A 15,929-nucleotide genomic window follows, 5' to 3' on the forward strand; every position below is an offset into this window, starting at 1 on the left:
GAGATGAAAAAGACCTATATCAAGTCCCTGCTGTTTTCGGCTGCACTAGGAGGCTTCCTCACCTTTTCAGCCTGTGATGATTTCCTGAACGTGGAGAACAACTCGGTTCTCTCGCAGGATGCCGTTTTTGCCAGCGTGTCTTACACCAATTCTGCCTTAACGGGGGTGTACAACATGCTGCCGGGCGATAACGGCTACGGCAGCAGAATTTCCACGCTTTTCCCCAACGCCGCCGATGATTTCAGGGTAGGGGGAGACCACAACCCACAGAGCCGTACAGGGATTGCCCACTACGGCGTGGCCCCGGGCAACACCGATATTGACGCGCCTTTCAACCAACTATACAGAGGGATTGAGCGCGCCAACATCTGTATCAAGAACATTCCGCTGTCGCCGCTGTACACCAGCGGTACCGCCGAGGAGCAGGCCATGATGCGCAAGTTCTTAGGCGAGGCGCTTACCCTGCGGGCGCAGTTTTACCATGAGTTGGTGCGCAACTGGGGAGATGTGCCTGCCCAGTTTGAGCCATCCTCAGACATCCCGGACCTGTTTATTGCCAAGACCAACCAGGATGAGATCTATGACCGCCTGCTGGCAGATTTAGCCCAGGCCGCCGAGTTGGTTCCATGGAGAGCCGAGTCGGGGGATCCAACCACCCGCGTGACCAAAGCGGCCGTGAAAGGCCTGCGGGCCAGAATTGCCCTGGCCAGAGGAGGCTACGCCCTGCGCCGGGATTCGCGCCAGATGGAGCGCAGAGCCAACTACCGGGAATTCTACGAGATTGCCAGACAAGAATGCCTGGACATCATTCAAAGAGGTGAGAACAGCCTGAACCCGGTGTATGAGAACGTCTTCCGCACCTTGCACAGCGGTACCCGCCTGGACCCTACGTTTGAGTTGATCTGGGAAGTGGGTGCCTACGGCGGAAATGCTAGAACCGACACCAAGTTAGGGTACGGTAACGGCCCCAGAATTAACGCGGCCAACACCACCTACGGGCAGGCCAATGGCCTGATTGAAGCGGTGCCTACTTATTTCTATGAGTTTGACTCAATTGGTGATTCCAGAAGAGATGTGACCCTGGCGTACCTGGCGGTGGAAGCCAACAACAACAAGACCCTGACCACTACCATGGTCATGCGGGAAGGCAAGTTCAGGAAGTACTGGACTACCATTGCCGGGACCAACCAGACCCTGGGCATCAACTGGCCCCTGATCAGATACGCTGATATTCTGTTGATGTTTGCCGAGGCAGAGAACGAACTGAACGGACCAACCGCAGCAGCCATTGGAGCCTACGAGGCCGTTAGAAAAAGAGCCTTTGTAGACCAGTGGGAAAGCAGAATGGGCACCACACCCACTTCCAAGGATGAGTTCTTCCAGGCTATTGTGAAAGAGAGATTGCTGGAGTTTGGCGGTGAGGGAATCCGCAAGTACGACCTGTACCGCTGGAAACTGCTGCCTACCATGATAAGCGAGACCAGAGAGAAGTTGCAGCAGATGATGAACAGAACCGGGCGGTATGCCAACGTGCCGCAATACGTGTTCTTCAAGCCAAATGCACTCCTGGGCCGTGCGGCCACCGCCAACGAAGAAGCGCTTAGCTTCAACCTGCTGGCCGGCCTGGCGCCTGACGGTACGCCCATCAACGGCAATGTGAACGAGGTGATGTACCAACCAGCGCCTACCACCACGGCCCCAGACGGCTACACCCGGGTAAACTGGGCCGCAGCGATCACTGAAGCTCATTATAATCCTTTGTATGTAGATCCTGGAAATGGGACAAGTGGTGCCATGAGAGCGTTTGGCAGCCAGTTCAAGGAAAACAAGTCGGAACTCTTCCCCATTCCTACCAACGCCCTGAACGCCAACTTCAGGCTCACGCAGGATTACGGGTATTAATCTCAGGTTTTGATTTCAAATCAGATATAAACATGAAAACATTTCATTCAAAGCTTTTCCAGTTAGTGTTTCCGGCGTTGACGCTGATCATGCTTGGGTTTGTGTCCTGTAAAGAGGACGACGAAGAACTGGAGCCCATGCGTATGTTTCAGCCCGGCGGGGAAATTACGGCTGCCAGCAGCGAGTCCTCAGTAGACCTGACCTGGAAGACCCCACCCAATACGGTAGAAGACAATGCCACCTACACGGTAGAAGTGGCCAAGGATACCCTGTTTCAAACGCCCATTGTGTTCTCCGGGGTAACCGATACCACCAAGATCACTTTAACCGAGGAGCAGCTTACCGTAAAGGAGATCTACTTCGCCCGCGTGAAGACCAACGCCACCGAAGGATCAGCCGGCGAGTCTAAGTGGCTCACCAGCGCCCGGTTCAGCATCAGAGGGGCGCAGCTGTTCCTGGACAACCCGGTGAAGAGCGAAGACCTCAATGACCGCGCCGTGCGCCTGAAGTTTATCTCCCGCCCCGAGCTTACCCGGGTGGTGTTGACCCCAGTAGGGGGCGGCACGCCGGTGGAAGTGGCGCTGACGCCAGCCAACCTCAATGAAGGCGCGGTGATTGTAGACAACCTTGCCGCCGGTACTGCTTATACCGCTGAGATTTTCGCCGGTACCAGAAGCAGAGGCACCACTTCCCTCATGACCAAAGAGCCATTAGACGGCATTGTGGTAGACCTGAGAGGATTTACGGAAAGACCTGGCGTGTTGCAGGACACCCTGCCCCAGATCCCCAACGGCAGTACCGTTATCCTGAAGCGGGGCATGACCTACACCATTTCCTCTACCGTGAACCTTGACAAATCAGTGACCATTACCAGTGGTTCTGACCTGACCGTGCCTGGTCTGGCGTCTATCTACTTCACCAGCAACTTCAACGTGACCGCCGGTAGCAACATTGACCACCTGGTGTTCAAAGACGTGAACATGTCCAGCAATGACGCCACTGCCCGGTACGTCTTCAACATCAACAATGCCTCTACCATTAAAACCATGTTGTTTGACAACGTGCGCGCCAGCATGTTCAGAGGCATCGTGCGCTTACAGTCCCAGCCCACCATCATCACAGACTTCACGGTGAACAACAGCGTGCTGGACAGCATCGGCAACTACGGGGTACTTACCGTGGATGTGGCTACCAGCCAGGCCCAGAACATTGTGATTAGCAATTCCACCATCTACAAGGCCGAGAAAGTCATCACCAGCCGCAACAACTCCACCTCTGTGTTAATTGAGAACGTGACGGTGAATGAGTCGCCGGTTATGAACCAGTACCTGGTAGACTACTCCACCTCTGGTACCAACAACGTGACCAACGGCATCAAAGTGGTGAACACCATCCTGGGCATCGGTAAGGCCGGTAACCAGTCGGTGAAAGGGGTGAGGGCCAACGCCAATACCCTGGTGGAAGCCGTGAACAGCTACAGCACCGCCGACTACGTGCTGGCGCCAACCAGCAACTTCGCCATCCCGGGCTTGAGTGCCTACTCCGGTACCTCGCTCAGCCTGTGGCAGGACCCTAAGAACGGAGACTTCCGCTTCAAAGACGCCAACTTCCCGGGCAAAGCCTCTACCGGCGACCCCAGATGGAGATAGACGAAAGACGATAGGTACAGTCCCCACTGGGCTGTACCTATCGCTTTTATACAGCGCGCCTCATTACTAACACTTGTTCTATTCTGCTGGCCCCTGGGGCGGGGCAGTCTTATTTTACCTCTTTTCCCCTGAAACTATGTTAAAAAAGTATGTATCCTGGAAGACCGGCGCCCTGGGGGGCCTACTCCTGTTTAATGCCGCCTGCTCCTCCAGCCAGAAAGTAGCGAACGCTGAGTTTCCCCAGTCCTTCACCGTGGAGGTGTCTAATCCCCTGAACCGCGAGCGGGAAAGTGTGCTGGTCATGATCAAGGAAGAGGACCTGCCTAAGAAAGGCGCGGGTTTTAACAGAAATGCGTTCATAGTAACAGACGGGGCCACCGAGGTGCCCAGCCAGTACAACGCCAAAGACGCCCATAACAAGGGAATAGCCCTGGTACTGGACCAGCTGGGAGCCGGCGAAACCAGAAAACTGACGGTAAGCTACCACCCACAGGCGGCCTCCAACAACCGCACGTACCCTAAACGCACCCAGGCCGAATTGTCTAAGAAAGTGGGAGGGCGCTGGGAGAACCGCAAATACATTGGCGGCGATTTCCAGAACATTGATTCGCTGCGCGTGCCCGATGAGTTGACCGACCACTCTTACTACCTGCGCTACGAGGGACCGGGCTGGGAGTCTGACAAAGTAGGCTACCGCTTTTACCTGGACTGGCGCAACGCCGTGGATGTGTTCGGGAAAACCACTCCCGAGATGGTCCTGCAGCAAGTGGGGCTGGACGGATATGACTCTTACCACAAACAGCAGCCCTGGGGCATGGACGTGCTCAAGGTAGGCAAAGCCCTGGGCGTGGGCTCCCTGGCCATGTATGACAACGGCAAGGCGGTGCGCGTGGAGAAAACCGACAGCACCTACAGCAAGATTCCGCAGAACGGGCCGGTGTACTCGTCCATCCAGACCGACTATTACGGTTGGCAAGTGGCCGGGCACAAACTCAACGTGCAGTCGCAGCTGAGCATTCACGCGGGTTCCAGAATGACCAACCACCAGCTCACCCTAACGGGAGGGCAGCCCCAGAACATTGCCACCGGCCTCACCAAAGACAAAACGGCCCCCCTGGTCACAGACAAGGGCGAGGCGGGCAAACGCTACGGGTTCATGTACACCTACGGCCCGCAAACCCTGAACTTCCCGGCCGACAACATCGGCATTGCTGTGCTGTTCCACCCGCAGGACTTCATCAGTTTCCCGGAGGACCCTTTGAGCCACGTGGTACAGCTGAAGCCTGGCAACGGGCGGGCCCAATACTACTTCCTGGCGGCCTGGGAAAAAGAACCGAACGGTATCACGTCTGAAGCGCAGTTCCGGCAATACGTCACCAGAACCGCCGAGGAACTGGCCAACCCGGTAAAAGTGAAAGTGTCTAAGTAAGCCGGGCTAAGCACCAGGCTCTCTCTCCTGTCATCCTGAAAGGATCTTATGGGCGAGCTAGAATGGCTTTTATAAAATGCTACTACCGTTTGCTACCAAGATCCTTCCAGGATGACAAAGGGTAGGTTTTACTCAGTAGAGCCATACATCGGGAAGAAAGCTTCCTAAGCATACATGAACCAAAGCATTTAGAGGCCCTTTTTGGAAAGAAGACCAGAAACAATAAAGCTTAAGGTTCTGAAAGTAAAATTAAAACACAGGGTTGGGTACGAAGGGAGGACATTAGTAAAACGAATTACATGAAAAACAGAAACAACATAGTGACAGGTGCTTGCCTGGGCTTAGCGCTCCAGATGGGGGCTTTTCAAGGCTGCGCGCAGAAAGTAGCCTCGGTTCCAGCGCAGAAGGTAGAGAACCACGCGGCTTCGGGTTCCACCAAGGAGGAAACCGCCCAGGTACTGGCGTTCCCGGGGGCCGAAGGGTTTGGAAAATACACCACCGGCGGCCGGGGCGGGCAGGTAGTGGTGGTCACTAACCTCAACGACACGGGGCCGGGCAGCCTGCGCGAGGCCATCCGAAAGAAAGGGCCGCGTACCATTGTGTTTGCCGTGTCGGGCAACATTGAGCTGCAGGCGCCGCTGGACATTAACAACGGCGACCTCACCATTGCCGGGCAATCGGCGCCGGGCGAGGGCATCACCCTCAAAAACTACCAGGTGAGCATTAAAGCCGACAACGTGATTGTGCGCTACTTGCGGTTCAGGATGGGCGACGAGAAAGCCCAGCAGGCCGATGCCTTCGGGTCTAACCGGGGCAACAGCAACATCATCATTGACCACTGCTCCATGAGCTGGGGTACTGATGAGAGCGCGTCTTTCTACCGCAACAAGAACTTTACCATGCAGTGGTGCATCATTGCCGAAAGCCTGAATGCCTCGGTGCACGAAAAGGGAAACCACGGCTACGGTGGCATCTGGGGCGGCGAGGGCGCTACGTTCCACCACAACCTCATTGCCAGCAACAACAGCCGCAACCCGCGTTTCTCAGGATCCAGCTCTACGCCCAACTCGCCCGATGAACTGGTGGATTTCACCAACAACGTGATCTACAACTGGGGCTTCAACAGCATCTACGGCGGTGAGAAAGGCCGCTACAACCTGGTGAACAACTATTTTAAAGCGGGTCCGGCCACGCAGGCCAACCGCAAGAACCGCATTGTGAACCCTTCGCAGCCGTACGGCAAGTTTTACGTGAACGGCAACCACGTGGAGGGCTTCCCGCAGATCTCCCAGAACAACTGGGCGGGCGGCGTGCAATGCGAACACCCAGACTCCACCAAGGCCCCGTCGGCTTTCCAGGTCCTGAACATCGCGGCGCAGCCGGCGCAGGCGGCTTACGAGGCCGTGCTGAGCCAGGCCGGTGCCAGCTATAAGCGTGATGCCGTGGACGCCCGCATTGTGGCCGAGGTGCGCAGCGGCAAATCTACCAGCGGCAAGAAGGGCAACGGCATCATTGACTCGCAGAAAGACGTGGGCGGCTACCCGCCCCTGAAGGCCGGCGCCGCGCCCGAGGACAAGGACCGGGACGGCATGCCCGATGCCTGGGAGCGCACCCAGAAACTGGATGCCGGCAACGCCGCCGATGCCGGGGCCCATACCCTGCACAAACAATACACCAACCTGGAGGTGTACTTAAACAGTCTGGTGAAATAAAAGGATGCCCATGAAAAAGTGGATCGGATTTTTTCTGGTGTGCGTTTTGGCGGTGTTTTCCGTGAAAGCGCAGCAAAAGCGGATGGTGGTGGCGCAGGACGGCAGCGGCGACCACACCACCATCCAGGGGGCGGTAGATGCCATTCCGGCCTTCCCCAACGAGCGCATGGAGATCTTCATCAAGAACGGTACCTACCGCGAGAAGCTGGTCATTTCTTCCTGGAAGACCCGGATCTCCTTCATTGGTGAGGACCGCGACAAAACCATCATTGTCTGGAACGACTACTCCGGCAAAGGCAACATCAACACGTTCACGTCTTACACCGTGCTGGTGCAGGGCAACGACTTCCAGGCCGAGAACCTCACCTTCCAGAACGATGCCGGCCCGGTGGGGCAGGCCGTGGCGCTGCACGTGGAGGCCGACCGCTGCGTGTTCAGGAACTGCCGCATCCTGGGCGACCAGGACACCATTTACGCCGGGGTAGACAACAGCCGCCAGTACTACGTGGACTGCTACATTGAAGGCACCACCGATTTTATCTTCGGGCCAGCCACGGCGGTGTTTGAGAACTGCGCCATCCACTGCAAGAAGAACTCCTACATCACGGCCGCCTCTACGCCCCAGAACCAGCCTTACGGCTTTGTGTTCCTCAACTGCAAGATCACCGCTAGCCCAGAGGCCAGCAAAGTGTACCTGGGCCGGCCCTGGCGCCCGTATGCGCAGACCGTGTTCCTGAACTCAGAGCTGGGTACCCACATCCGCCCCGAGGGCTGGCACAACTGGAACAAACCCGATGCCGAGAAAACCGCCCTGTACGCCGAGTACAAGTCCACCGGACCAGGGGCCGCCGCCCAGAAACGGGTGGCATGGTCTAAGCAACTTTCCAGAAAAGAAGCCCGGAAATACAAACCGGCCCTGGTTCTGGCCGGTGATGACCACTGGAACCCCACCAAATGAGTTTCGGGCTCATTTTCAGCAAACCTCCCTTAAAACACAGCACCTATAGATTAGCCCCAATCACTATGAAGCTTGCCAAATACGCCCTGCTTGCCCTTACCACCCTTACCATGGCCTGCCGCTCTGGCCAGTCCACCACGTCCAGCGCACCCGCTGCCTCGCCCACGGGCAAGCCGTACTCCGTCTGGATGGCCGACTCCGAGATAAAGCGCAGCCCCCAGGGCTGGATGATCGATTTCCGGCCGGAGCCCAAGTGGGACTACACCCAAGGCCTCTTCGCCAGCGCCCTGGAGCGGGTCTGGAAACGTACCGGCGACCAGAAGTACTTTACCTACATCAAGGCCTTCGCCGATACCATGATCACCGACGACGGCAAGATCAAAACCTACAAGAAGCTAGACTACAACATTGACCGCGTGAACCCGGGCAAGTTCCTGATCGGGCTCCACAAAGCAACCGGCCAGCCCAAATACAAGATTGCCCTGGACGAGCTGCGCGACCAGATGCGCACCCACCCCAGAACCTCTGAGGGCGGTTTCTGGCACAAGAAGATTTACCCGCACCAGATGTGGCTAGACGGTCTGTACATGGCCACTCCGTTCCTGGCCCAGTACGCCGCCGAGTACAACGAGCCCGCCCTGTTTGACGAGGTGGTGAAGCAGATTGTGCTCATGGACAAAAACACCTGGGACCCCAAGAAAGGCCTGTTCTACCATGCCTGGGACGAGAAGCGCGCCCAGAAGTGGGCCGACCCGGTGACCGGCCTGTCGCCCAACGTGTGGGGCCGCGCCATGGGCTGGATGTCCATGGCCCTGGTAGACGCCCTGGACTTTGTGCCGCAGAACCATCCGCAGCGCGGCGAGATCCTGCGCGTGACCAAGAAAATGGCCCAGGCCATAGCCCAGTACCAGGACCCTAAAACCGGACTTTGGTGGCAGGTGGTAGACCAGGGCGGCCGCGAAGGAAATTACCTGGAAGGTTCGGCCTCCAGCATGTTCACGTACTTTCTGGTGAAAGCGGCTAAAAAAGGCTACATAGACCAGAAATACCTCCAGAACGCGCAGCGCGGCTACAACGGCCTGCTGGAAAACCTGATCAGGAAAGAGGCCGACGGCACCATCAGCATCACCCAGGTGTGCGCGGTGGCTGGTCTGGGCGGCAACCCGTACCGCGACGGTACCTATGAGTACTACATCAACGAGCAGAAACGCGACAATGACCCCAAAGCCGTGGCGCCGTTCATCATGGCCTCGCTGGAGTTTGAAGAAATGGGCAAGGCCTCGGCCTCTAAATAAGCTACCGCATGAATCTAAAAGGATCTTTTCTGGCGCTGGTGCTGGTGTGCTGCGCCTTTCTGGGGCAGGCCCAGAAGTATGACTTTGTGGTGGCCAAAGACGGCAGCGGTCAGTTCAAGACCGTGCAGGAGGCCATCAACGCCGTGCCCGACTTCCGCAAGAACGTGACCACCATCTACATCAAGAACGGCACCTACAAAGAGAAACTCACCCTGCCGGCTTCCAAGACGGCCGTGAAAATGATTGGCGAGGACGTGAAAAAGACCATCCTCACCTATGATGACCACGCCTCCAAGAAAAACCGCTTCGGCGAGAACCTGGGCACCACCGGCTCCACTAGTTTCTTCGTGTTCGGCGATGACTTCACCGCTGAGAACATCACCTTTGAGAACTCGGCCGGTCCGGTAGGGCAGGCGGTGGCCGTGCGCATAGACGGCGATAAGGTCATGTTCCAGAACTGTCGCTTCCTGGGCTTCCAGGACACACTGTACCCGCACGGCGAAAAGAGCCGCCAGTACTACAAGAACTGCTACATTGAGGGCACCACGGACTTTATCTTCGGGTGGTCTACGGCCGTGTTTGAGAACTGCGAGATCTTCAGCAAGCCCGGCGGCAGCTTTGTGACCGCCGCCTCCACGCTTGAGGGCGCGCCCTACGGCTTTGTGTTCCTCAACTGCCGCCTCACCGGCGATGCCCCCGAGAAGTCGTACTACCTGGGCCGCCCCTGGAGGCCTTTCGCCAAGACCGTGTTCCTCAACACCTATATGGGCAAGCACATCAAGCCCGAAGGCTGGCACAACTGGAACAAGCCAGAGGCCGAGAAGCAGGTGCTATACGCCGAGTACAACTCCACCGGGCCCGGCGCCTCCAAGACCGGCCGCGTGAAATGGTCCAAACAACTCACCGAGCAAGAGGCCCAGCAGTACACCCTGAAGAATATCTTCGGGGATTGGGTGCCCGGGCAACTGGTACAGGTGGTTAAATAAACCCCTAAGGGAGAATCCGCCGGCCGTGCCGGAGGGTTCTCCTTTATTCACAAGTGCAAACGATTGCCTCACCCGTTTTGGGTCGGTTTTCCAGAAAAGAGGCCCAAAACACCCTTAGAAGCGCATTACATCACTCACCGCTAACCCATAAAGACAAGATGGTAAAAAAGCTACTCACATTAGCCCTTTTGGGGTGTCTTGGAGCCCCCCTGCAGGCCCAGCAACTGGCTTTCCCCGGAGCCGAAGGTTTTGGCCGCCACGCCACCGGCGGAAGGGGAGGGGCCGTCATAGAGGTCACCAACCTGAATGACTCAGGTCCGGGTAGTTTGCGGGCCGCCATCAATGCCTCGGGCGCCAGAACCGTGGTGTTCCGGGTGTCGGGTACCATTGCGCTGGCTTCCAACCTTACCATCAAGAACCCCAACCTCACCCTGGCGGGCCAGACCGCGCCCGGCGACGGCATTACCATCAAGAACTACCCGGTGAGCATTGACGCCGACAACGTGATTGTACGCTACCTGCGCTTCAGGATGGGCGATGAGGCCCAGCAAGAGGCCGATGCCTTCGGTGGCCGTTTCCACAAAAACATCATCGTGGACCATTGCTCCATGAGCTGGTCCACCGACGAGTGCGTGTCGTTCTACGCCAACGAGAACTTCACCATGCAGTGGTGCATCATTGCTGAAAGCCTGCGCAACTCGGCCCACTCAAAGGGGGCGCACGGGTACGGCGGCATCTGGGGCGGCAAGAACGCCTCGTTCCACCACAACCTCATGGCCCATCATGACAGCCGCAACCCACGGTTGGGGGAGGAAGCCGGCAAGGCCTTCGCCCTTACTGACCTGGTAGATGTGCGCAACAACCTGTTCTACAACTGGGGCAACAACAGCATATACGGTGGCGAGGCCATGAACGTGAACATCGTGAACAACTACTACAAACCCGGCCCGGTGACCACCAAGAAGGAGCGCATCTTCTCCATTGACAAGAATAAAAACGAAGGCACCGAGGTGTACGACATCTGGGGCAAGTTCTTCATTGACGGCAACTTTGTGGAAGGCAGCACCCGCGCCACCAATGACAACTGGGCCTACGGGGTGTTCAACCAGTTCCACAGCAGCTACGGCACCGTGCCGGAGGCCGACAAGGCGGCCATGCGCCTGAGCAGTCCGCACCCCATCCAGGGCAACGTGACCACCCACACGCCGCAGGAAGCCTATGACCTGATCCTGAACAAAGCCGGCGCCTCCCTCAAACGCGACGCCGTGGACGTGCGCATTGTGGACAATGTGCGCAACAAAACCTTTACCGCCCCGGGCTCCAACGGCAGCACCAACGGGATTATTGACAGCCAGACCGATGTAGGCGGCTGGCCCACCCTGCAATCTGCCCCGGCGCCGGAAGACACCGACAAAGACGGCATGCCCAACGCCTGGGAAACCGAGCGCGGCTTAAACCCCAACAACCCCGACGACCGCAACGGCGACCCCAACGATGACGGTTTCACCAACCTGGAAGAATACCTGAACAGCCTGGTGCTGGCCGGCAACCTCACCAGCTCGCCCCATGAGAAGAACCTGGGTGCCGCCAGCCTGCACCCCAACCCTTTTTCTACCGCTACCAAGCTGGCGTTTGTGGCCAGGCAGCGCGGCCAGGCCCTGGTGAAAGTGACCAATGCCACCGGACAGGTGGTAGCCACCCTGCTCCACGCCCCGGTAGCCCCGGGCGCGCACAGCCTCAGCTGGAACGGCACCGACCAGAACGGACGCCGCCTGCCCAGCGGCATCTACTTTGTCTCAGTGCAGGTAGGAAATGAAAAAGAAACCATGCGTGTGGCGCTCTCCAGAGATTAACCCGGCTGACCTGTTCAGCCAAAAACCAAAAGCATATGTCCCCAAAAAAACCGTTAGCCCTAAGTTTACTAGTACTCCTGGCCGCCTGCCAGACCCAGAAAACGCGTACCCAGCTGTCGGTGTCCAACACCAGCGCGGCTGCGGGCAGCATGGCGGCTCCGGCCGCCTACGTGTCTAAGGTGTGGGTCGCTGACAAAGGCGATGGCACCTTCCAGAACCCGGTCCTGGACGCAGACTACTCAGACCCGGACGTGTGCCGCGTGGGCGATGATTACTACATGACCTCGTCCAGCTTCAACGCCATTCCCGGGCTGCAGATCCTGCACTCCAAGGACCTGGTGAACTGGCAGATTGTGGGCTACGCGCTGGACCGGCAGCAGCCGTTTCAGCACTTTGCCAAGGCGCAGCACGGCAACGGCGTGTGGGCCCCTTCCATCCGGCACCACAACGGCGAGTTCTACATCTACTGGGGCGACCCAGACTTTGGCATTTACATGGTGAAGACCAAGAACCCCGCCGGGCGCTGGGAAGAGCCGGTGCTGGTGAAGGAAGGCAAGGGCCTCATTGATTCCTGCCCGCTGTGGGACGAGGACGGCAACGCCTACCTGGTGCACGGCTGGGCCGGAAGCCGGGCCGGGATCAAGAGCATCCTCACCGTGAACCGCATGAACCCCGAGGGCACCAAGGTACTGGATGAGGGCGTGATGGTCTTTGACGGCCACGATGCGCACCCCACCGTGGAAGGCCCCAAGTTCTACAAGCGCAACGGCTATTACTACATCTTCGCGCCGGCGGGTGGGGTGGCCACCGGCTGGCAGCTGGTGCTGCGCTCCAAGAACATCTACGGCCCCTACGAGGAGAAAATAGTGATGGACCAGGGCAAGACGCCCATCAACGGTCCGCACCAGGGCGCCTGGGTAGACACCAGGACCGGCGAGGACTGGTTCCTGCACTTCCAGGATAAGGAAGCCTACGGCCGCGTGGTGCACCTGCAGCCCATGAAGTGGGTGAACGACTGGCCCGTGATAGGCGAGGACCCGGACGGCGACGGCAAAGGCCAGCCGGTGCTCACCTACAAAAAGCCCAACGTGGGCAAGACGTACCCCATCGTGACGCCCGCTGAGTCAGACGAGTTTGACAGTCACCTGCTGGGCCTGCAGTGGCAGTGGCACGCCAACCCCAAGGCTACTTGGGCGTTCGCGTCCAACAGAGGCCAGTTGCGCCTCTTCACCGACCAGATGCCCGAGGGCGGCAAGAACCTCTGGGACGTGCCTAACCTGCTGCTGCAGAAGTTCCCCGCCGAGGCGTTCACCGTCACCACCAAGCTCAAGTTCACGCCCAACCCCAAGCTCCAGAATGAGCGCACGGGACTGGTGGTCATGGGCATGGACTACGGCTACGTGCAGGTAATTAACAAGAAAGACGGCCTGTACCTCACCTACAACACCGCGCTCAAAGCCGAGAAAGGCACCCCTGAAAAGGAGCAGATTCTGGGAAAACTGACCGGAAACGAAGTGCACTTCCGGGTGCAGGTGAGCCCGGGCGCCAAGTGCCAGTTCAGCTACTCAGAAGACGGGCAGACCTTCAAAAACGCGGGCACCCCGTTCACCGCCGTTCCCGGCAAGTGGATTGGGGCCAAAGTAGGTGTTTTCGCCCTGCGTGACGAGAAAACCAATGATTCGGGCTACGCCGATATTGACTGGTTCAGAATCACCAGGTAGAGAAAATCTTGTTTCGGGGCTGTTTTTGAAAAATCGGCCCTGAAACAGGATGGACTGAAACAGAAGAGAGTAGGCCTTGAAGGCAGTACAAGAACAGAAGAACCTGTCTCTCAAAGCCAAAGTACCCGTATCCTTGCTGCGTGTTTTCACCAGCTAGCGGGAAGGCTTCTCTGACTGGATGATTGGCCCAGTGAACACCAAACAAGGGCGCTTAATAGTTAGAGGTTGAGACAACCATGAGAAACCCCATTCCTTGTCATCCTGGAAGGATCTCAGGAGCGAACGGCAGTAGCGGTAGACAACGGCAGTACTAGTTCGCCCACAAGATCCTTTCAGGATGACAAAACGAGGGGGCATAGGGAAGGACAGGGTAAGGACATTTTGGATGACAAAATGAGGAGCCATTCAGATTGACAGAATGAGGAGTTATTCTGAAGTACAGAATAAGGATCCTTCCAGGAGGACAAAGGGAGGGGAAGTTCAGTAAATCACATGGCTGAACATCAGGAAGATGAAAGGTTGGTTTTAGGGCTGTTTTCCTAAAAACACGCAGAAAACAAAATACAGCAAGCTCCTTTTAGGAGCCATCCATCAAATTCAAAGAGTAAACGTACCATTATGAAGAAAGTAGGAAAGAGCAGGTTTTTATTGGTCTTGGGCCTGGCGAGTGCTTTTCAGTTCGCCTGTCAGCGCCAGTCCTCGGCCCCGGCCGCCAGTGCCGACGCAACCAGCAGCGCCGTTACCGCCACCGCCGGACGTAACTTCTCCAGCGCCAGCGTAGAAGCCTCTATCTATGAGGGCATTGAGTTTGACATGCCCAAGGTGAAGGAAACCAAGTTCCCCGAGTACAGCGTGCCCATCACCAAATACGGGGCTGTGGCCGATGGCATCACCAAGAACACCCAGGCGTTTGAGCAGGCCATCAATGACGTGGCGGCCAAGGGCGGCGGGCACGTGATCATTCCGCGGGGGCTGTGGCTCACCGGGCCCATCGTGCTCAAAAGCAACATAGACCTGCACGCCGAGGCCGGCGCCATGGTCATCTTCAGCCGCGATTTTGACGATTACCCCCTCATCAAGACCAGCTTCGAGGGGCTGGACACCTACCGCTGCCAGTCGCCCATCTCGGGCGTGGGGCTGGAGAACGTGGCCATCACCGGCGAGGGTACCTTTGACGGCAACGGCGATGCCTGGCGCCCGGTGAAGAAGGGCAAAATGACCGAGGCCCAGTGGAAGAAACTTACCCAGACCGGCGTGCTGAGCGATGACGGCAAAACCTGGTACCCCACCGAGAAGTCGAAGAAAGCCGATGCCCGCAACAATTTCAACGTGCCTAACTTCAAGACCAAAGAGGAGTTTGAGGCCGTGAAAGACTACCTGCGCCCGGTGCTGCTGAGCCTGGTGAACTGCAAGCGCGTGCTGCTGGATGGGCCCACCTTCCAGAACTCGCCCGCCTGGAACCTGCACCCGCTCATGTGCGAAGACATCATCCTCCGGAACCTGAACGTGCGCAACCCCTGGTACTCGCAGAACGGCGACGGCCTGGACCTGGAGTCCTGCAAGAACGCGCTGGTATACAACAACACCTTTGACGTGGGCGACGACGCCATCTGTTTCAAGTCCGGCAAAGACGAAGACGGCCGCCGCCGGGGCGTGCCCACCGAGAATGTGATTGTGAAGAACAACGTGGTGTACCACGGCCATGGCGGCTTTGTGGTGGGCAGCGAGATGAGCGGCGGCGTGAAGAACGTGCACGTGTCTAACTGTACCTTCATGGGCACCGACATTGGGCTGCGGTTCAAAAGCACGCGCGGCCGCGGCGGCGTGGTGGAGAACATCTGGATCTCCAACATTGACATGATCAACATCCCCACCCAGGCCATCAGCTTTAACTTGTTCTACGGCGGCAACTCCCCCGACATGGACCAGGCCCAGAAAGGCAACGGCGAGGTGAAGGCGCAGAAACCCGTGCCCGTGACCGAGGAAACCCCGTCGTTCAAGAACATCTGGATGCGCAACATCACCGTGAGCGGTGCCGATGAGGCCGTGGCCCTGCAAGGCCTGCCTGAGATGAACCTGCAGAACGTGAACATTGAGAACGCGTTCCTCAAAGCCAAGAAAGGCATTACGGCGGTAGACGCTTCGGGCATTACCCTGAAAAACGTGCAGGTGATCACCCAGCAAGGCCCGGCCCTCACCATCTACAACAGCAAAGACATTAACGTGCAGGGGCTTTCGTTCAACCAGACCAAAGAGCCGGCGGTGAAAGTGCTGGGGCCGCTCACCAAGAACGTGAAGCTGAACAACAAAGACTTCAGCAGTGCCGCCACCCAAATCTCCAAGGGCAAAGACCTGGGGAAAGCGGCGGTTTCCATGCAGTAATCCAACACAAAAAAAAGGGCAGGCGCAGCTTGCCCTTTTTTA

10 protein-coding genes are annotated in these 15,929 nt (G+C 57.7%); all 10 read left to right on the plus strand.

Annotated elements, in window-relative coordinates; genetic code table 11:
- The first annotated feature begins 3 nt into the window (after positions 1 to 3).
- The 10 genes from JT718_RS02110 to JT718_RS02155 all read left to right on the plus strand — a co-directional run bounded on the left by JT718_RS02110 (position 4) and on the right by JT718_RS02155 (position 15,887).
- Positions 4 to 1,902 carry a RagB/SusD family nutrient uptake outer membrane protein gene (locus tag JT718_RS02110; RefSeq protein WP_205500014.1) on the plus strand — a complete coding sequence of 633 codons (1,899 nt, stop codon included), beginning with the start codon at positions 4 to 6 and terminating at the stop codon, positions 1,900 to 1,902.
- Positions 1,903 to 1,934: 32 nt separating this feature from the next.
- Entirely contained in the window at positions 1,935 to 3,551 is a 1,617-nt protein-coding gene (locus JT718_RS02115) for a DUF4957 domain-containing protein (RefSeq protein ID WP_240336861.1), read from the plus strand.
- Between the two features lie 136 nt (positions 3,552 to 3,687).
- Entirely contained in the window at positions 3,688 to 4,980 is a 1,293-nt protein-coding gene (locus tag JT718_RS02120; RefSeq protein WP_205500015.1) for a DUF4861 domain-containing protein, read from the plus strand.
- A gap of 299 nt (positions 4,981 to 5,279) precedes the next feature.
- Complete coding sequence (locus JT718_RS02125; RefSeq protein ID WP_240336862.1) at positions 5,280 to 6,692, plus strand: pectate lyase family protein; 1,413 nt, start codon at positions 5,280 to 5,282, stop codon at positions 6,690 to 6,692.
- Positions 6,693 to 6,702: 10 nt separating this feature from the next.
- On the plus strand, positions 6,703 to 7,650 hold the full coding sequence (locus JT718_RS02130; protein ID WP_240336863.1) for a pectinesterase family protein: 948 nt from the start codon (positions 6,703 to 6,705) through the stop codon (positions 7,648 to 7,650).
- A 65-nt stretch (positions 7,651 to 7,715) separates the two neighbouring features.
- Positions 7,716 to 8,945, plus strand: coding sequence for a glycoside hydrolase family 88/105 protein (locus tag JT718_RS02135; protein ID WP_205500016.1), 1,230 nt, complete (start codon positions 7,716 to 7,718; stop codon positions 8,943 to 8,945).
- An 8-nt stretch (positions 8,946 to 8,953) separates the two neighbouring features.
- Positions 8,954 to 9,931, plus strand: coding sequence for a pectinesterase family protein (locus JT718_RS02140; RefSeq protein WP_205500017.1), 978 nt, complete (start codon positions 8,954 to 8,956; stop codon positions 9,929 to 9,931).
- A 158-nt stretch (positions 9,932 to 10,089) separates the two neighbouring features.
- Positions 10,090 to 11,784, plus strand: a complete 1,695-nt coding sequence (locus JT718_RS02145; RefSeq protein ID WP_205500018.1) for a FlgD immunoglobulin-like domain containing protein — start codon at positions 10,090 to 10,092, stop codon at positions 11,782 to 11,784.
- A 149-nt stretch (positions 11,785 to 11,933) separates the two neighbouring features.
- Complete coding sequence (locus JT718_RS02150; RefSeq protein WP_205500060.1) at positions 11,934 to 13,505, plus strand: glycoside hydrolase family 43 protein; 1,572 nt, start codon at positions 11,934 to 11,936, stop codon at positions 13,503 to 13,505.
- Positions 13,506 to 14,123: 618 nt separating this feature from the next.
- Positions 14,124 to 15,887: a glycoside hydrolase family 28 protein gene (locus tag JT718_RS02155; RefSeq protein ID WP_205500019.1), complete on the plus strand. Its 1,764-nt coding sequence runs from the start codon at positions 14,124 to 14,126 to the stop codon at positions 15,885 to 15,887.
- Positions 15,888 to 15,929 lie beyond the last annotated feature (42 nt).

Origin of the sequence: Rufibacter psychrotolerans (assembly GCF_016924645.1) — a bacterium.
Lineage (GTDB): Bacteria > Bacteroidota > Bacteroidia > Cytophagales > Hymenobacteraceae > Nibribacter > Nibribacter psychrotolerans.

Bases quoted from the DNA above. Each gene is read 5' to 3' on its own strand.
- JT718_RS02110 (WP_205500014.1), top strand. From the start codon at position 4: ATGAAAAAGACCTATATCAAGTCCCTGCTGTTTTCGGCTGCACTAGGA.
- JT718_RS02115 (WP_240336861.1), top strand. From the start codon at position 1,935: ATGAAAACATTTCATTCAAAGCTTTTCCAGTTAGTGTTTCCGGCGTTG.
- JT718_RS02120 (WP_205500015.1), top strand. From the start codon at position 3,688: ATGTTAAAAAAGTATGTATCCTGGAAGACCGGCGCCCTGGGGGGCCTA.
- JT718_RS02125 (WP_240336862.1), top strand. From the start codon at position 5,280: ATGAAAAACAGAAACAACATAGTGACAGGTGCTTGCCTGGGCTTAGCG.
- JT718_RS02130 (WP_240336863.1), top strand. From the start codon at position 6,703: ATGAAAAAGTGGATCGGATTTTTTCTGGTGTGCGTTTTGGCGGTGTTT.
- JT718_RS02135 (WP_205500016.1), top strand. From the start codon at position 7,716: ATGAAGCTTGCCAAATACGCCCTGCTTGCCCTTACCACCCTTACCATG.
- JT718_RS02140 (WP_205500017.1), top strand. From the start codon at position 8,954: ATGAATCTAAAAGGATCTTTTCTGGCGCTGGTGCTGGTGTGCTGCGCC.
- JT718_RS02145 (WP_205500018.1), top strand. From the start codon at position 10,090: ATGGTAAAAAAGCTACTCACATTAGCCCTTTTGGGGTGTCTTGGAGCC.
- JT718_RS02150 (WP_205500060.1), top strand. From the start codon at position 11,934: ATGGCGGCTCCGGCCGCCTACGTGTCTAAGGTGTGGGTCGCTGACAAA.
- JT718_RS02155 (WP_205500019.1), top strand. From the start codon at position 14,124: ATGAAGAAAGTAGGAAAGAGCAGGTTTTTATTGGTCTTGGGCCTGGCG.